A 16,036-nucleotide genomic window follows, 5' to 3' on the forward strand; every position below is an offset into this window, starting at 1 on the left:
GGACGCCATCGGCAGGTGGCCTAGGGTCTGTTGAGGTAGGAAACGAGCGCTTGCTGGCCCCCGCTTGGGCCAACGACCATACGTTCAATGGGCCAACAGACCCAAACCATCGTGCGGAGCGGCGTACACCGGCCCGGCCTTTGGAGGAAAGGGGGGGATTGTACCCCAGGGAAATTGATAAGTCCCTGATTTTCGAACCCTTTCCGCTTCCAGTCGCGCGATCGCCGGGCTGACAATGCCCCGCCTCGTCACCGCAAACCGCTATCCCGCCCCTTGCGGGATGTGCGCGGAACGCACGCGGAATTGCCGTAAAATGCCAGATTGTCCTTTTCTGATTCGCAACCGGCATGCCCCGTGCCTCAAACGACGCCTCCAGCAGCGCGTCCGCCACGCCCTCCGCTACGCCGGCTTCCTATGAAGCGGCCATGGCTGAACTCGAAACCCTCGTCGCCAGCATGGAATCCGGTGAATTGCCGCTGGAGGCCTCGCTTGCGGCGTATCGACGCGGAGCCGAGCTGGTCAAATACTGTCAGCAGGTGCTGGAACGCGTCGAGCAGCAGGTGCGCGTGCTTGATGGCGAAGCCCTGAGGCCCCTAGCCGACGATAGCAACGCGAACGAGCAGGGCGGCGCATGAGCGATTTCGCCCAATGGATGGCATCTGTGGTGGCCCGGACGGAAAGCGCGCTCGAACACGCCTTGCCGGCGGATACCGTTTCGCCGACGCGCCTGCACGCGGCGATGCGCTACGCCACCCTGGGGGCCGGAAAACGCGTGCGGCCCTTGCTGGCGCATGCGGCGGGCGCGCTGGGGGAGGCTTCCTCCGAGGCGCTCGACGGCGTGAGTTGCGCGGTGGAGATGATCCACGCCTACTCGCTCGTTCACGACGACATGCCGTGCATGGACGACGACGACCTGCGCCGCGGCCGCCCGACCGTGCATCGCGCCTATGATGAAGCGACGGCGCTATTGGTGGGTGATGCGTTGCAGACCCAAGCCTTTATTGTGCTCGCCGAACTGGCCGCGGTGAACCCGGCAACCCGCGCTGTGTTGGTGGGCGAGTTGGCGCGTGCATCGGGGTCGCTGGGTATGGCGGGCGGCCAGGCGGTGGACCTGCAGAGCGTGGGCGTCGCCCTGTCGCAGGATGCGCTGGAGGCAATGCATCGCATGAAGACCGGCGCGCTGCTGCGGGCGAGTCTGCGGATGGGCGCGTTGTGTGCTGGTGTAAGCGCAGCTGCGCTGGAGCAAGTCGATGCGTATGCGGGGGCTGTCGGTCTCGCGTTCCAGGTGGTCGATGACATCCTCGATGTGACGTCGGACACTGCCACGCTGGGGAAGACTGCCGGCAAGGACGAAGCCAACGACAAGCCGACCTATGTGTCCATCCTTGGGGTGGACAGGGCGCGCGCGCTGGCCGAGGAGTTGCACGTCGCGGCAGGCGAGGCGGTGGCGCGACTGGCCCGCGAGCTGGGTAAGGCACGCACCGTCCGGCTCGCTGACATGGCCAACCTGATCGTGCGGCGTGGCCACTGAACAACATCGCGCTGGGCTTAGAGCCCAACGCCAAAACGCCTGAGCGGCGGTCCCACATGACGTACGAACTTCTCAAAACCATCGACGATCCGGCCGACCTGCGCCGACTGGACCGCCGCCAACTCGGTCCCCTGGCGGACGAGTTGCGCGCCTTCGTGCTCGAATCCGTTTCGCAGACGGGCGGTCACCTGTCGTCGAATCTGGGCACGGTCGAGCTGACCATTGCGCTGCACTACGTCTTCCACACGCCGGACGACCGCATCGTCTGGGACGTCGGCCACCAGAGCTATCCGCACAAGATCCTGACCGGCCGGCGCGAGCAGATGGCCACGCTGCGCCAGCTGGATGGTATCTCGGGTTTTCCGCGCCGCAGCGAAAGCCCTTACGACACATTTGGTACGGCGCACTCGTCCACGTCGATTTCCGCTGCGCTCGGCATGGCGCTGGGCGCCAAGACCAATGGCGAGAACCGCGTCGCCATCGCCGTAATTGGCGACGGTGCGATGAGCGCCGGCATGGCCTTCGAGGCGATGAACAACGCGGGTGTCTATAAAGACCTGCCGCTGGTGGTGGTGCTCAACGACAACGACATGTCGATTTCGCCGCCGGTGGGCGCGCTCAACCGCTACCTCGCGCGCCTCATGAGCGGCCAGTTCTACGCTGCAACCAAGAAGGGCGTGGAGAAGCTGCTCTCGGTGGCGCCGCCGGTGCTCGAATTCGCCAAGCGCTTCGAAGAACACACCAAGGGCATGTTCGTGCCGGCAACGATGTTCGAGGAGTTCGGCTTCAACTACATCGGGCCGATCGATGGGCACGATCTCGAATCGCTCGTGCCCACACTGCAGAACATTCGCCAGCGTGCACTGGAAGGCGGTGGGCCGCAGTTCCTGCATGTGGTGACCAAGAAGGGCCAGGGCTACAAGCTGGCGGAAGCGGACCCGATCCTGTACCACGGCCCGGGCAAGTTCAATCCGCAAGAAGGGATCAAGCCTGCCGCCCGCCCGGCCAAGATGACGTACACGCAGGTGTTCGGCCAGTGGCTGTGCGACATGGCTGCCGCCGACAAGCGCCTGGTTGGCATCACACCCGCCATGCGCGAGGGCTCGGGCATGGTGGAGTTCGAGCAGCGCTTTCCTGATCGCTACTACGACGTCGGTATCGCCGAGCAGCACGCCGTCACGTTCGCGGGCGGGCTGGCGTGCGAAGGTCTGAAGCCTGTCGTCGCGATTTATTCGACGTTCCTGCAGCGCGGTTATGACCAGTTGATCCACGACGTGGCGCTGCAGAACCTGCCGGTGGTGTTCGCGCTGGATCGTGCGGGCCTGGTCGGCGCGGATGGCGCCACGCACGCGGGCGCTTACGACATTGCGTATCTGCGCTGCATCCCCAACATGATGGTCATGACGCCAGCGGATGAGAACGAATGCCGCCAGCTCTTGAGCACCGCCTTTGCACAGGACTGCCCGACGGCAGTGCGCTACCCGCGTGGCGCAGGCCCGGGCGTAGCGGTGCAAGCGTCGCTCGAGCCGCTCCCGTTGGGCAAGGCCGAAGTGCGCAGGGCGTCGACCGCGCCGGCGGGTCAGCGGGTGGCGATCCTGGCATTTGGTTCGATGGTCGCCCCGGCCATGGCCGCTGCAGAGCGCTTGGATGCCACCGTGGTCAACATGCGCTTCGTCAAGCCGCTGGATGTGGCTTGCGTGCTGGACATGGCACGCACGCACGACTACGTGGTAACGGTGGAAGAGGGCTGCGTGATGGGTGGCGCGGGCAGTGCTTGCCTGGAAGCGCTGGCCGCTGCCAGCGTGGCGACGCCGGTACTGCAACTCGGCCTGCCTGACCGCTTTGTGGATCACGGCGATCATGCAGTGCTGCTTGCCCAGTGTGGCCTGGATGCCAACGGCATCCTCGCGTCGATTCGCGAACGTTTCGCCGTGCAGCCCCGAGCCGCAGCGCCGCGTGTGGCCTGAGCGCCGTTCGGCGATAGGCAGCGTCAATCACCCGCATAGGGGTTGCGGGTTTGAGTAGTTGACTGCAGAGGTGGGAAATTTCCCTTACACTCCGCCAGTCCAATTTCTGAATTATGTGTGCGCAGTCGCGGGATGGGTCGATTCGGTCACTTGAGGGGTGGTCACAGTCGGCCAGGTTCCGCGGTTTCACACTCGTTGCGTTTCGGCTGACTGCGATGGCCGGGCGACCGTAAAGGAAACCGATCATGAACGATATGAACCCGGCTTTCGCCATGCCGGACGTGCAGTCCAGCCACGATACCCGCCAGATTCCGATCCAGCGCGTCGGTGTGCGCGGTGTGCGCTACCCGCTGTCCCTGCAGACCCCGGCCGGCGTGCAACACACGATCGGCACGTTCAACCTCGATGTGCATCTCCCGGCAGACCAGAAGGGCACGCACATGTCGCGCTTCGTTGCGCTGCTGGAGGAGGAGCGTGAGCCGCTGAACCTGGCGCAATTCCAGCTGCTGCTGGAAAAGATGCTGGAAAAGCTCGAAGCGGACGCCGGCCGCATCGAAGTCCACTTCCCGTATTTTGTCAGCAAGACGGCGCCCGTGTCCGGCGTGCAGTCGCTGATGGACTACGAAGTGACGATGATCGGTGAAGTGCGCAACGGCCACACCAAGGTGCGTGTCAAGGCCCTGGTGCCGGTGACGAGCCTGTGCCCGTGCTCGAAGAAGATTTCGGAGTACGGCGCGCACAACCAGCGCTCGCACATCACGATCGATGCCGAGCTGGCGGCCGATACGCCGGTCGAGGCGCTCATCCGCATGGCCGAAGAAGAAGCCTCATGCGAACTGTGGGGCCTGCTCAAGCGTCCGGACGAAAAGTTCGTGACCGAGCGTGCGTACGAAAACCCGAAGTTCGTGGAAGACCTGGTGCGCGATATCGCCATGCGCCTGAACCAGGACGACCGCATCGTCGCCTACACGCTGGAAGCCGAGAACTTCGAGTCGATCCACAACCACAGCGCCTATGCGCTGATCGAGCGCGACAAGCGCACCGACAAGTAATCGACGCTGTGCCCAAAGAAAAAGCCGCTCAACCGAGCGGCTTTTTTCATGCTGGCTGGATGCGGATGTCTTCGAGGTCCCAGCGTGGCGTCACGCCGTAGCCGTAGCCATCCTGCACCTGGGTGGGGTCGGCCTGCAGCCGCATCGCGCCGGCAAAGGCAATCATGGCGCCGTTGTCGGTGCAGAACTGCAGGTCGGGGTAATACACGCGCAGGCCGCGCTTGTTGCCCTCGGCGTTCAGCCCATCGCGCAGCTGGCGGTTGGCACCCACACCACCGGCCACGACGATGCGCTTGAGGCCATGCTCGCGGGCGGCGCGCAGCGTCTTGCTGACAAGGACGTCCACAATCGCTTCGACAAAGGCGCGCGCGAGGTCGGCGCGCGGCTGATAGCAGCTTTCGCTACCCGTCAGGTTGAGCTTGCGCACTTGCGTAAGCACCGCGGTCTTGAGGCCCGCGAACGAGAAATCGAAGTTGCCCGAATGCAGCATCGGCCGGGGCAGGTCGAATACGCCAGGGTTGCCGAACTCGGCGAGGCGCGAAACGGCAGGGCCGCCCGGGTAGCCCAGGCCGAGCAGCTTGGCGGTTTTATCGAAGGCTTCGCCGGCGGCGTCATCCAACGTTTCACCCAGCAGCGTGTACTGGCCGACCGCATCGACGCGCATCAACTGCGTATGTCCGCCCGAGACGAGCAGCGCCAGGAACGGAAACTCGGGCCGGTCCGCCTCCAGCAACGGCGAAAGCAGATGCCCCTCCAGGTGATGCACGGCGACAAGCGGCTTGCCCAGCGCAAACGCCAGCGCATTCGCCACCGACGCGCCGACCAGCAATGCGCCGGCAAGCCCCGGGCCTTTTGTGTAGGCGATGGCGTCGATGTCAGCCCGCGTGGCATGGGCCTTGCCGAGCACTTCTTCCAGCAACGGGATCACGCGGCGGATATGGTCGCGCGAGGCCAGCTCTGGCACCACGCCGCCGTACTCCCGGTGCATGGCGATCTGCGAATAGAGCGCATGCGCACGCAGGCCTGCCGTCGTGTCGTACAGCGCGACACCGGTTTCATCACAGGAAGATTCGATGCCGAGGACCAGCATGACGGGCAGGCGTGAGGAATTGCAATGGGAAGGCCGCCGAAGATAGCACAAGTTAAAATGCGCAGTTTTCACGCAGACCGGCAACCAAGGGCGCGACGAGCATGATGCGGTGCGATGTGGCAGTGATCGGCGCGGGCGCGGCCGGGATGATGTGTGCGGCGGTGGCCGGGCAGCGCGGCGCGCGCGTGGTGCTGGTGGATCACGCCACGAAGCTTGCCGAGAAAATCCGCATCTCGGGGGGCGGGCGCTGCAACTTCACCAACGTGAACGCCGGCCCGGCCAATTACCTGTCGAACAATCCGCACTTCTGCCGCTCCGCGCTAGCGCGCTACACGGCGCAGGATTTCATCCGCCTCGTCTCCAGCTACCGCATTCCTTACCACGAAAAGCATAAGGGCCAACTGTTCTGCGACGACAGTGCGGAAGACATCATCCGCATGCTGGAGGCCGAGTGCGAGAAAGGCAATGTGATCTGGCGCACCGGTTGTTCGATCGCCGATATCGGCAAGGAGCGCGATGCCTATCGCCTCTCGACCAGCGCCGGTGAAGTCGTCGCCGACAAGTTGGTGGTCGCCACCGGCGGCTTGTCCATCCCGAAGATCGGCGCGACGGATTTCGGTTACCGCATCGCCCGGCAGTTCGGCCTGAAGATCGTTGAGACGCTTCCCGCGCTGGTGCCGCTGACGTTCAACGCCGAGCACTGGGCACCGTTCTCGGCACTGTCCGGCGTGTCGATGGAAGTGGACGTGACCGTCGCGCAGCCCGCAGGCAAGGGCGGCCGAAAGGGCAATGCCACAACGTTCCGGGAAGACCTGCTGCTCACGCACCGTGGCCTGTCTGGGCCGGCCATCCTGCAAATCTCCAGCTTCTGGCACGCTGGCCAACCGCTCCTCATTGATCTGGTGCCCGACACCGATGCCGCGCAATGGTTGTGCGAAGAGAAAACCGGCTCGCGCAAGCAACTCGGGACCGTGCTGGCCCAGCGCCTGCCGGAGCGCGTGGCGCAAGCCTGGTGCGCAACCCACGGAGCCAACCCGCACGCGCCGATTGCCGAATTGCCGGACAAGCTTCTGCGCACGCTCGGCGGCGCGCTCAATCGCTGGGAACTGACACCCTCGGGCAGCGAGGGCTATCGCAAGGCCGAAGTCACGCGCGGGGGTGTTGATACCCGCGCGCTGTCATCTTCGACCATGGAGGCGCAAGCGGTGCCCGGCCTTTACTTCATCGGCGAGGTGGTCGATGTGACCGGCTGGCTCGGTGGCTACAACTTCCAGTGGGCGTGGGCCTCTGCGGTCGCAGCGGGGGAGGCCGCTTCCGCACGTTGATTCCTCCGGTCGGCCCCGGAACCGCCTCGGTTCTGTGCTACGATCAGCGATCCATTTTTCTACGTTTGCAACCCGCTGGGCCAGCCGCTCGAGCGGGTTTTGCCGTTTATCGGAGTTCGGAATGTCCTTGAAGGCACAGATTACGGAAGACATGAAGGCCGCCATGCGCGCCAAGGAAATGGATCGCCTGGGGACGATCCGTCTGCTGCAGGCGGCCATCAAGCAGCGCGAGGTCGATGAGCGCATCGAGCTCGATGACGCCGCCGTGCTGGCCGTGGTCGACAAGATGATCAAGCAACGCAAGGACTCCATCGCGGCGTTCGAGCAGGCCGGCCGTGATGACCTCGTTGCCAAAGAGGCGGCTGAAGTGTCCGTGCTGCAAGCCTACATGCCGGCACAGCTGTCGGAAGCCGAAGTCGACGCCGCCGTGCGCGATGCCGTGGCCAAGGCTGGTGCAACTGGCCCGCAAGACATGGGTAAGGTGATGGGCATCCTCAAGCCGGCCCTGGCTGGCCGCGCGGACATGACGCAAGTGTCGGCCCGCGTGAAGGCCATGTTGGCTGGCGCCTGATTCATCCCGACCGGCTTTTCACTTCAGGGGCGCACCGCGCGTGATCCCGCAGCCGTTCATTGACGACCTGCTCAACCGCGTCGATATCGTCGACGTGGTGGGGCGTTACGTGCAGTTGAAGAAGGGCGGCGCCAACTTCATGGGGCTGTGCCCGTTCCATAACGAGAAGTCGCCGTCGTTCTCGGTGTCGCCCACCAAGCAGTTCTATCACTGCTTCGGCTGCGGCGCGCATGGCTCGGCCATCGGCTTCCTGATGGAGTTTTCCGGGCAATCGTACGTCGAGGCCATCAAGGACCTCGCGCAATCCGTCGGTATGGTGGTGCCCGAAGAGCGCGGTGGCTTGCCGCCTGCAGCACGGGCTGAGCAGCAAGCCAAGACTGTCGCACTGGGCGACGTCATGGCTCGCGCCTGCGAGCACTATCGCAAGCAACTGCGCAGTGCACCCAACGCCATCCAATACCTCAAAGGCCGCGGACTGACTGGCGAGATTGCCGCGCACTTCGGCCTCGGCTATGCGCCGGACGACTGGCAATCGCTCGAAGCCGTGTTTGGTCCGTATCGCGAAGACGCCACCGCCGCACCGCTTATCGAGGCCGGGCTCGTCATCGAAAGCGAGAAGACCAGTGCCGACGGCTCGCATCGCCGCTACGACCGCTTTCGCGATCGCATCATGTTCCCGATCCGCAATACCAAGGGCGTGGTGATCGGATTTGGCGGCCGGGTGCTGGGGCAGGGCGAGCCGAAATATCTCAATTCCCCCGAAACGCCGCTGTTCAGCAAGGGCACCGAGCTGTACGGCCTGTTCGAGGCGCGCAACGCCATCCGCGAGTTCGACTATGTGCTGGTCGTGGAAGGCTATATGGACGTCGTCGCGCTGGCGCAGCTCGGGTTTGCCAATGCAGTGGCGACGCTGGGCACGGCCTGTACGCCTGTCCACGTGCAGAAGCTGTTGCGGCAGGTCGATACCGTCATCTTTTCGTTCGACGGGGACAGTGCCGGGCGTCGGGCCGCACGTCGCGCACTCGAAGCCTGCCTGCCGCATGCTACCGACAACAAGACGATCAAGTTCCTGTTTCTGCCGCCCGAGCACGATCCGGACACTTTCATCCGCGAGGAAGGCACCGAAGCCTTTGCGCGCGAGGTGCACAACGCGATGCCGCTGTCTCGCTTCCTGTTGCAGGCCGTGAGCGAGGATCTCGACCTGCGCCAGCCGGAGGGGCGCGCGCGGGCGCAGTACGAGGCCAAGCCTTTACTCACGGCGATGCCCGCCGGTGGCCTGCGCTTGCAGATCATTCGTGGTCTGGCCGAGATGACCGGCACCACGCCCGCCGATATCGAAGCGCTGTGCGGCCTGCGCAGTGACCCGGCCCAAGCGGGCCGCATGACACAAAAGCGCCCGCGCGTGGCGCGCACCGCACCCACGGCGCTGGAGCAAAAGGTGCTGCGCCTGCTCATGCGCTATCCCGCACTGGCTGCAAGGCTCGACGCCGATGCCCGCGTCCAGTTGACTGCGCCCCAATTGCCCCAAGGTGAGGTATTGGCGGGGCTGCTGGCCGAATGTGATGCTGTGGGTCCGGAGGTGCACTTCGGGGCCTTTGTCGAGCGTCTGGGGCAGACCCCTCACGCCGAAGCCTTTGCCGGGTTACGTACGGCCGTGCTCCAAGACGACATTGAGCTGGAGCCGGCCATTGCCGAGTTCGATACCGCCGTGCAAAAGATGCTCGCCGAGCCACTCAAGCGCGAGCTGGAGATGTTGCAGCGCAAGATGGAAGCCGGCCATGCCGGCGACGACGACAAGGAGCGCATGCGCTGGCTGGTGGGCGAAATCAGCCGCCGTCGACAGCTCGTGTAGCGCATGGGCCGCAGAGCCCACCGCCAAGCGGGGCGGGCAATTGCGGTTAGCCCCTTGATTTTTCAGGCGAAAACCCGATTTTCGTTTAGACCGGCTGGGTCTGGCGTGCTAGAATAGCCGGTTTGGATTGCAAGTCCTTTTTCCCATTTTTGGGGGAGTGAGCGTGCCCATGGTGAAGGTGAAGACCTCCGCGAAGGCCGGTTCCAAGGCCAGTCCTGCTTCTGATTCTGCCAAGCGATCCTCATCGGCGCGCGGCTCGGGAGGAGGAAAGACCCCAGCGGGAACGGCGAAAGTCGCGAATGGTCGGACCCATATGGGGCAGGCAGGATCGACAGGAGTGAAGGCCACTGCGCCGGCAAAGACGGGGAAAACCCAGCCGCGCCAGACCGCCGATATCGCTGTCGCCGCCAAGACTGTCAAACCGACAGCGCGCACAAAGGGCGTGATCCAATCTTCAACCTCAGGCAAGGTCTCGACGTCGATGAGCACGAGCGCCAGACCTGGCGGCACAGCCGCTTCCGTCGCACTCAAGGGCAAGACAACCACCGTGGCGAAATCGAAAGTTACCGAAGTCGAGAGCAAGCAGACCACTGCCAGCGCAAGCGCAACCAAGACGGGTACTGCTCGTACCAGCACCGCAGCCAAGCCAGCCAAGGCGACCGCGGAAGACACCAAGCGCACCGCCCAGGCAGAGGCCACCCCCACAACTCCTCCCGCGCCCCGCGCCGAGGCCGCAGCCGAGCCCAAGAAGCGCGGCCGCAAGCCCAAGGCAGAGACGCAGGCAGACGACGACAGCAGCACGGACGTGACTGAAGAATTTGACACCCCCGCCGCTCCGGCACCGAAAACCGAAAAGCTGAAGGCCCGTGACCGCAAGGCCAAGGAAAAAGCCCTGCTCAAGGAATTCGCTGCCTCGCAGCAAGGCGGTTCGGAAGAAGAGCTCGAGGCTCGCCGCCAGAAGCTCAAGGCGCTGATCAAGCTGGGCAAATCGCGCGGCTACCTGACCTACGCCGAAATCAACGACCACCTCCCCGACGACATGGTCGACGTGGAGTCGCTGGAAACGTTGGTCGCCACGCTCAACGACATCGGCGTTGCCGTGTACGAGCAGGCGCCGGACGCCGAAACGCTGCTCCTGAACGACAACGCGCCTTCCGTGACCACGGAAGAAGAGGCTGAAGAAGAAGCCGAAGCCGCGCTGTCGACGGTTGACTCCGAATTCGGCCGCACGACCGACCCGGTGCGCATGTACATGCGCGAAATGGGCACGGTCGAGCTGCTGACGCGCGAAGGCGAAATCGTGATCGCCAAGCGCATCGAAGCCGGCCTGAAGGACATGGTCATGGCCATCTCGGCCTGCCCGGTCACCATCTCTGAAATCCTCGCCATGGGCGAGCGCGTTGCCAACGACGAAGCCAAGATCGACGAGTACATCGATGGCCTGATCGACCCGAACGCTGAAGCCGACGCAGCCGCTGCTGCCGAGGAAGAAGAGGAATTCGAGGAAGAGGAAGCCGAAGAAGAGGGCGACGAAGAGGAAGACGAGGACGATGAAGGCGCCGGCGCTGCCGCAGCTTCGGCCCGTCAACTCGAAGAGCTCAAGCAGGCTGCGCTGGTCAAGTTTGGTGTGATCGGCGAGCAGTTCGACAAGATGCGTCGTGCGTTCGAGAAGGAAGGCTACAAGTCCAAGCCTTATGTGAAGGCGCAGGAAGCCATCCAGGCCGAGCTGATGACGATCCGTTTCACGGCACGCAACGTCGAGCGGTTGTGCGACACGCTGCGCGGCCAGGTGGACGAGGTTCGCAAGCTCGAGCGCGCCATCCTGAACATCGTGGTGGACAAGTGCGGCATGCCGCGCGCTGATTTTGTCGCGCGCTTCCCGGGCAACGAAACGAACCTCAAGTGGATCGAATCGGTGGTTGCGGATGGCAAGCCGTACAGCACCATCGTCGAGCGCAACGTGCCGGCCGTGCACGAACTGCAGCAGAAGCTGATCGACCTGCAGGCCCGTGTGGTGCTGCCGCTGGCTGAACTCAAGGACGTCAACCGCAAGATGTCGGAAGGCGAGCGCCGCGCCCGTGAGGCCAAGCGCGAAATGACCGAGGCCAACCTGCGTCTGGTGATCTCGATCGCCAAGAAGTACACGAACCGCGGTCTGCAGTTCCTCGACCTGATCCAGGAAGGCAACATCGGCCTGATGAAGGCGGTGGACAAGTTCGAATACCGTCGCGGCTACAAGTTCTCGACGTACGCGACGTGGTGGATCCGTCAGGCCATCACGCGTTCGATCGCCGATCAGGCGCGCACCATCCGGATTCCGGTGCACATGATCGAGACGATCAACAAGATGAACCGCATCTCGCGTCAGATCCTGCAGGAAACCGGCAACGAGCCGGATCCGGCAACGCTGGCCGAGAAGATGGAGATGCCGGAAGACAAGATCCGCAAGATCATGAAGATCGCGAAGGAGCCGATCTCCATGGAAACGCCGATCGGTGACGACGACGACTCCCATCTGGGCGATTTCATCGAGGACACGAACACGCTGGCTCCGGCCGAAGCGGCGCTGCATGGCTCCATGCGCGGCGTGGTGAAGGACGTGCTCGATTCGCTGACGCCGCGCGAAGCCAAGGTGCTGCGCATGCGCTTCGGTATCGAAATGAGCACCGACCACACGCTGGAAGAAGTCGGCAAGCAGTTCGACGTGACCCGTGAGCGTATCCGTCAGATCGAGGCGAAGGCACTGCGCAAGCTGCGCCATCCGAGCCGTTCCGACAAGCTCAAGAGCTTCCTCGAGGGGAGCTGATCAGGCGATTTTCCGGGTGGGCTTGTGCCCACTTTCGGGTAAAATCATCGCTCAAGAGGCCCGGCCTAAGCGCCGGGTTTCTTTTTTCCCCTTCATGGGCCGGACGCCGTGCTGGTTGCAGGCAGCGGACTCATAATCCGCCTCCGAAAGGACACCGTGGGTTCGAATCCCACCCGGCCCACCACTCCCTCTCCGTTAACGCTTCCGCAGAAGCTCCTCCGCTATTTCGGGCCGCGAATCCTTCGCAGGTCTGTTTTTTGCTGACCGATATTTCCTGCGAATTAATAACGTTTGGAAATAATCGAATCCATGTCACACCTTGCAGACATTTTCCCCACGTTCAGGGGATGGGTTTAAAACACTTCAAACGAAAAGAAAGCCTTCTCTTGTTTGAAATACCGCCAGGCCACGCCATATCGGTTTGCGCGGGCTGTCGCAGATTTTGTTTTGAATGAAATCTCTATTTACTTCATGCTCTGCGCGGACCATAGTGTCGCCCATAACAATAAGTTAATAGTCAGTAGCGTACCCTTCGGAGATATAGGATGCTACGCATTGAAAACGGGCCCTTTCAGTATTTCTCCCTCGCGCGTGCCCATGCGCGTCATCGTCATCGCGGCGCGTCCAATCGCTCCCGCTAGCTATCGTTTCCCGGATTTTGTTCTTACTTCGGCACGCACCGAATCGGCTGCCGCGCGAGTCGCACTCGCAGGTGTTTGTTGCGCCTGCTGATGTGATGCGCAGATCGATCTGTTGAGCGGGCGGGCCGTCCGCTGTCGACCGTAACAGGCAGGCGGGAATACAGCCGGTGTTCTCCGGCGAAAAACACACCACGTCTCACAACCCAAGGAGGGAACCATGGGTGGTCAACGTCATCTTGTTATTGCCGTGGCAATCAGTTGCCTACTCGCCGCATCCTTGATTGGCGGATGTGGCGGGGCGGACGATCCCGGCGCTTCGGACGTCGCTCAATGCTCGGGCAGTTCCTGCCCTCCGAGCGGGGCAAACACGACGCCGAGTACGCCGACCAGCCTGTGCCCGGCGTCGCTTGATTACACGACCACCTACACCGGTGGTTCGGGTAGTGGCGAGTACATCAAGGTCAGGTTTGATACGAGCAAGAACACGTACCAGATGCAGTTCCTTGAGTCGTCGGTGCCGACCTCGGCGGGGCAGATCAATACGACGCGCAAGGGCCTGACGATCAACGGCAGCTTTGTCCATCCGACCAACCTGCCGACACCCGAGCAGAACCGCTGCGCCTTCGTGCTGCAGTCGGGCAAGACAGATGACAACAGTTATGCCATTACCGTCAATCCGCAGGACCCGCCGATGCTGTTTGTCGGTCAGGGCATCGTGGGGGGCGGCATTCCGGGGGCGACCATCCAATTCGACGGCATCCAGCCGATTCCCGGCGTCGTGATTGGCGCGGTGCCGTCGCGGACGTTTGATTTCTATCCGTTCCTGGGCTTCTCCGAGACGGTGACCGATTTCTCGCAGGTGGCGGGGCGCTACAACCAGGTTGGCGTGCATGTCACCCCCACGGGGTCGGGCAACCAGACCTCGGCGCCGCAAGGCTGGCAACCCGACGCCGTCAACTGGACGCAAACGTTGAATGCCGACGGCACGTGTACGGCGGAAGGCATCGACTATTCGTGCCACACGACGGGCACGCCGTGGACGCTGCGTCAGAACGCCGATGGCTCGCAGGACAACGTGTTCGTCAGCAACCCGACCAGCAGCAGCGTGCCGTATCCGTATGTGGGTCAGGTCTCGCCGCTGGTGCTGCTGGCGCCGAGCCAGGCCAAGGGCATTCTGATTGCCGGCAAGCTCAACGGGCAGGTGGTGCCGGTGGTGATCCGTGTCGGCTACTCGCATAGCGATGCCACCAACCTGTTGGCTTCGGTGGCGGATGACCAGATCGGTATCTCGATCCTCTCGCCCGCCACGGCCATCCCCGCTAACGCGCTCAAGGGCGGCTATGTTGGTGCGACCAGCGGCTCGGCGTGCGGCGTGGTCACCAACAACGGCCCGAGCGGCGCGCCTGCCAGCGGCAACGGCTTGAACGCGACGATCGATCACCCGGAACTGTCGGGCTCCTTCAGCGGCGGCTTCTTCCACGCCAACGCCGGCAACTGCAGCGACGGCACGGCCGTGTCGACGCTGGCCGCCAACTACACCTCCACGCTGTTCCAGAACGGCACGGCGGCCTTCATCAACCCGCTGACTTCGCATGTGACGGCGCAGTTCGGGCTCGACTACACACAGGCCTCGCCGGGCAAGTTGATCGTGACGGCGCAGAACGACTTCAACGCGCAGGGCGCCAGCGGCAACGTTGCGCTGTTCAAGGCCGGCGACACAGGCGTGGCCGTCAAGGTGGGCAATGTGTACGCAATGCTCATGAACAACAACAAATACAACCCGTTCTTCACGGTCGGCGCCTTCGTCCAGTGACGCGCGCATCGATGCAACCCCATCCGGCGGCGGCCTGCGCGATGTGTGCGCCGCCACCTCGGAACAACAACCAGGAGCAGACGCAAATGCAATGGCGTAAATGGCTGGTGGCGCTCGCGTGCGCGCCGATCGTAACGGCATGTGGCGGTGGCGATGATCCGCCGCCCCCGGTGATCCAGCGCCTGTGTCCGCAGGCCATCGACTACAACACGGTATTCACCGGCGGGTCGGGTTCGGGCGAACTCGTGAAGGTGCAGCTCGATACGACGAAGATGACGTACCAGATTACGTATCTGGCCTCGCCGATTCCCGTCAAGACGGGCACTGTTGCGCCGACGCGCGATACGGCGCCCAACAACGTGCAGACCGGCACCCTCACGCAAGAGACGGCGCTGCCGACCGAGAAGCTGAACCAGTGCGCGTTCCGCTTGAACAATGCAAGCCTTGATCCGAGCCGTCCGGCGCGGTTCTTCCTGGGGCAGGGCGTGCTGGGCGGCACGATACCCGGGGCGACGATCCAGTTCGACGGCATTGTCGGCGTGGGCAAGATTCCGCAGACCACGTTCCCGTATTACCCGTTCATCAGCTTCTCGAATACCGAGACCGATCTGAGCCGGATCGCGGGCAACTACAACCAGCTGGGCTACCACCAGGTGCCTTCGCAGAATTTTTCACAGCAGGCGGTCGATGCGCGTTTCACCATCAACGCGGACGGCACCTATACCGAGTGCGACAACTTGGGCGTGAAGAACGGTGGCGCCTGCCTGACCTCGAGCGCGACGGTCAACCAGAAGCTCACGCTGCGCGCCGATGCGCCCGCCTTTACCACGATCAACTATCAACCGCAGGTGCCGGCGACGGTCTCGTCGCTCGATCCCGCCAAGGCGGGCAAGGGCGTGCTGATCGTCGGCAAGCTGTATGGCCAGCTCGTTCCCATCTTCATCCGCGTGGGCGCGGCCAACTCCGATCTGACTGCCGGGCCCCCGGTGGCCGATGACGAGTCCGGTATCTCGTTCCTTGCCCCCGCGACCAACATTGCGCAGGGCTCGCAGGATGGCGAGTACACGGGCGTGGACAGCACGTTCAACTACCGCGCCACCGCGCTCGTAGGTGCGCAGGCCACGATGCTTGATCCATTCAACGCTTCGCAGGTGGCGCTGACGCGTCCGCTGAATCTGGACTTTACGCAAACGGTAGCGGGCGTGATCCGCACCACGCAGACGAGCGCAGCCGCAGGCTCCGCCCCGACCGGCAAGCTGATCTTCACCGGCAAGACCTTCGGCTTCCTGGATATGAGCGACACGAAGAACCCCTACTTCACCGTGGGCGCCTTCGTGCAGTGACGTTTCCGGAATCACACGCCACGGAGCGCGGCACAGACGGTCGCG

The 16,036-nt window shown here is 63.5% G+C and carries 12 protein-coding genes and 1 tRNA gene; 11 read left to right on the plus strand and 2 right to left on the minus strand.

Annotation, left to right across the window (positions count from 1 at the left end; translation table 11 throughout):
- The first annotated feature begins 347 nt into the window (after window positions 1-347).
- The 4 genes from R2N03_RS02590 (at window position 348) to folE2 (ending at window position 4,550) form a co-directional block, all read left to right on the plus strand.
- A complete protein-coding gene (locus tag R2N03_RS02590; protein WP_316654849.1) occupies window positions 348-635 on the plus strand; it encodes an exodeoxyribonuclease VII small subunit in 288 nt (95 codons plus the stop codon).
- Entirely contained in the window at window positions 632-1,531 is a 900-nt protein-coding gene (locus R2N03_RS02595; RefSeq protein ID WP_316654851.1) for a polyprenyl synthetase family protein, read from the plus strand. Before R2N03_RS02590 ends, R2N03_RS02595 begins: the two co-directional genes overlap by 4 nt.
- A 56-nt stretch (window positions 1,532-1,587) precedes the next feature.
- The gene (dxs, locus tag R2N03_RS02600; protein WP_316654853.1) at window positions 1,588-3,498 is read left to right on the plus strand and encodes a 1-deoxy-D-xylulose-5-phosphate synthase; all 1,911 of its coding nucleotides are present in this window, start codon (window positions 1,588-1,590) and stop codon (window positions 3,496-3,498) included.
- A 245-nt stretch (window positions 3,499-3,743) separates the two neighbouring features.
- Window positions 3,744-4,550, plus strand: coding sequence for a GTP cyclohydrolase FolE2 (gene folE2, locus R2N03_RS02605; RefSeq protein ID WP_316654855.1), 807 nt, complete (start codon window positions 3,744-3,746; stop codon window positions 4,548-4,550).
- A gap of 46 nt (window positions 4,551-4,596) precedes the next feature.
- On the opposite strand, the gene tsaD is transcribed toward folE2, so the two are convergent.
- Window positions 4,597-5,640 carry a tRNA (adenosine(37)-N6)-threonylcarbamoyltransferase complex transferase subunit TsaD gene (gene tsaD / locus R2N03_RS02610; protein ID WP_316654857.1) on the minus strand — a complete coding sequence of 348 codons (1,044 nt, stop codon included), beginning with the start codon at window positions 5,638-5,640 and terminating at the stop codon, window positions 4,597-4,599.
- Window positions 5,641-5,741: 101 nt separating this feature from the next.
- Here tsaD and R2N03_RS02615 point away from each other — a divergent pair, with 101 nt between their 5' ends.
- From R2N03_RS02615 to dnaG, 3 genes are all read left to right on the plus strand, one after another.
- Complete coding sequence (locus tag R2N03_RS02615) at window positions 5,742-6,965, plus strand: BaiN/RdsA family NAD(P)/FAD-dependent oxidoreductase (protein WP_316654859.1); 1,224 nt, start codon at window positions 5,742-5,744, stop codon at window positions 6,963-6,965.
- Window positions 6,966-7,086: 121 nt separating this feature from the next.
- On the plus strand, window positions 7,087-7,536 hold the full coding sequence (locus R2N03_RS02620; protein WP_316654861.1) for a GatB/YqeY domain-containing protein: 450 nt from the start codon (window positions 7,087-7,089) through the stop codon (window positions 7,534-7,536).
- Window positions 7,537-7,576: 40 nt separating this feature from the next.
- Window positions 7,577-9,388, plus strand: a complete 1,812-nt coding sequence (gene dnaG / locus R2N03_RS02625; RefSeq protein WP_316654863.1) for a DNA primase — start codon at window positions 7,577-7,579, stop codon at window positions 9,386-9,388.
- A 108-nt stretch (window positions 9,389-9,496) separates the two neighbouring features.
- On the opposite strand, the gene R2N03_RS02630 is transcribed toward dnaG, so the two are convergent.
- Window positions 9,497-9,877 (minus strand): hypothetical protein, encoded by a 381-nt coding sequence (locus tag R2N03_RS02630; protein WP_232040628.1) that lies wholly within the window; start codon window positions 9,875-9,877, stop codon window positions 9,497-9,499.
- Here R2N03_RS02630 and rpoD point away from each other — a divergent pair.
- The 4 genes from rpoD (at window position 9,870) to R2N03_RS02650 (ending at window position 15,991) form a co-directional block, all read left to right on the plus strand.
- Window positions 9,870-12,194 carry an RNA polymerase sigma factor RpoD gene (gene rpoD, locus R2N03_RS02635; protein ID WP_316654865.1) on the plus strand — a complete coding sequence of 775 codons (2,325 nt, stop codon included), beginning with the start codon at window positions 9,870-9,872 and terminating at the stop codon, window positions 12,192-12,194. The two genes, R2N03_RS02630 and rpoD, sit on opposite strands and share 8 nt — an antisense overlap.
- A 96-nt stretch (window positions 12,195-12,290) precedes the next feature.
- Window positions 12,291-12,378, plus strand: a tRNA-Ile gene (locus R2N03_RS02640).
- 674 nt (window positions 12,379-13,052) lie between these two features.
- Entirely contained in the window at window positions 13,053-14,648 is a 1,596-nt protein-coding gene (locus R2N03_RS02645; protein WP_316654867.1) for a DUF2957 domain-containing protein, read from the plus strand.
- Window positions 14,649-14,734: 86 nt separating this feature from the next.
- Window positions 14,735-15,991, plus strand: a complete 1,257-nt coding sequence (locus R2N03_RS02650; protein ID WP_316654868.1) for a DUF2957 domain-containing protein — start codon at window positions 14,735-14,737, stop codon at window positions 15,989-15,991.
- Window positions 15,992-16,036: the final 45 nt, after the last annotated feature.

Source organism: Ralstonia condita, from assembly GCF_958405655.1.
In the GTDB taxonomy this organism is placed as follows: domain Bacteria; phylum Pseudomonadota; class Gammaproteobacteria; order Burkholderiales; family Burkholderiaceae; genus Ralstonia; species Ralstonia condita.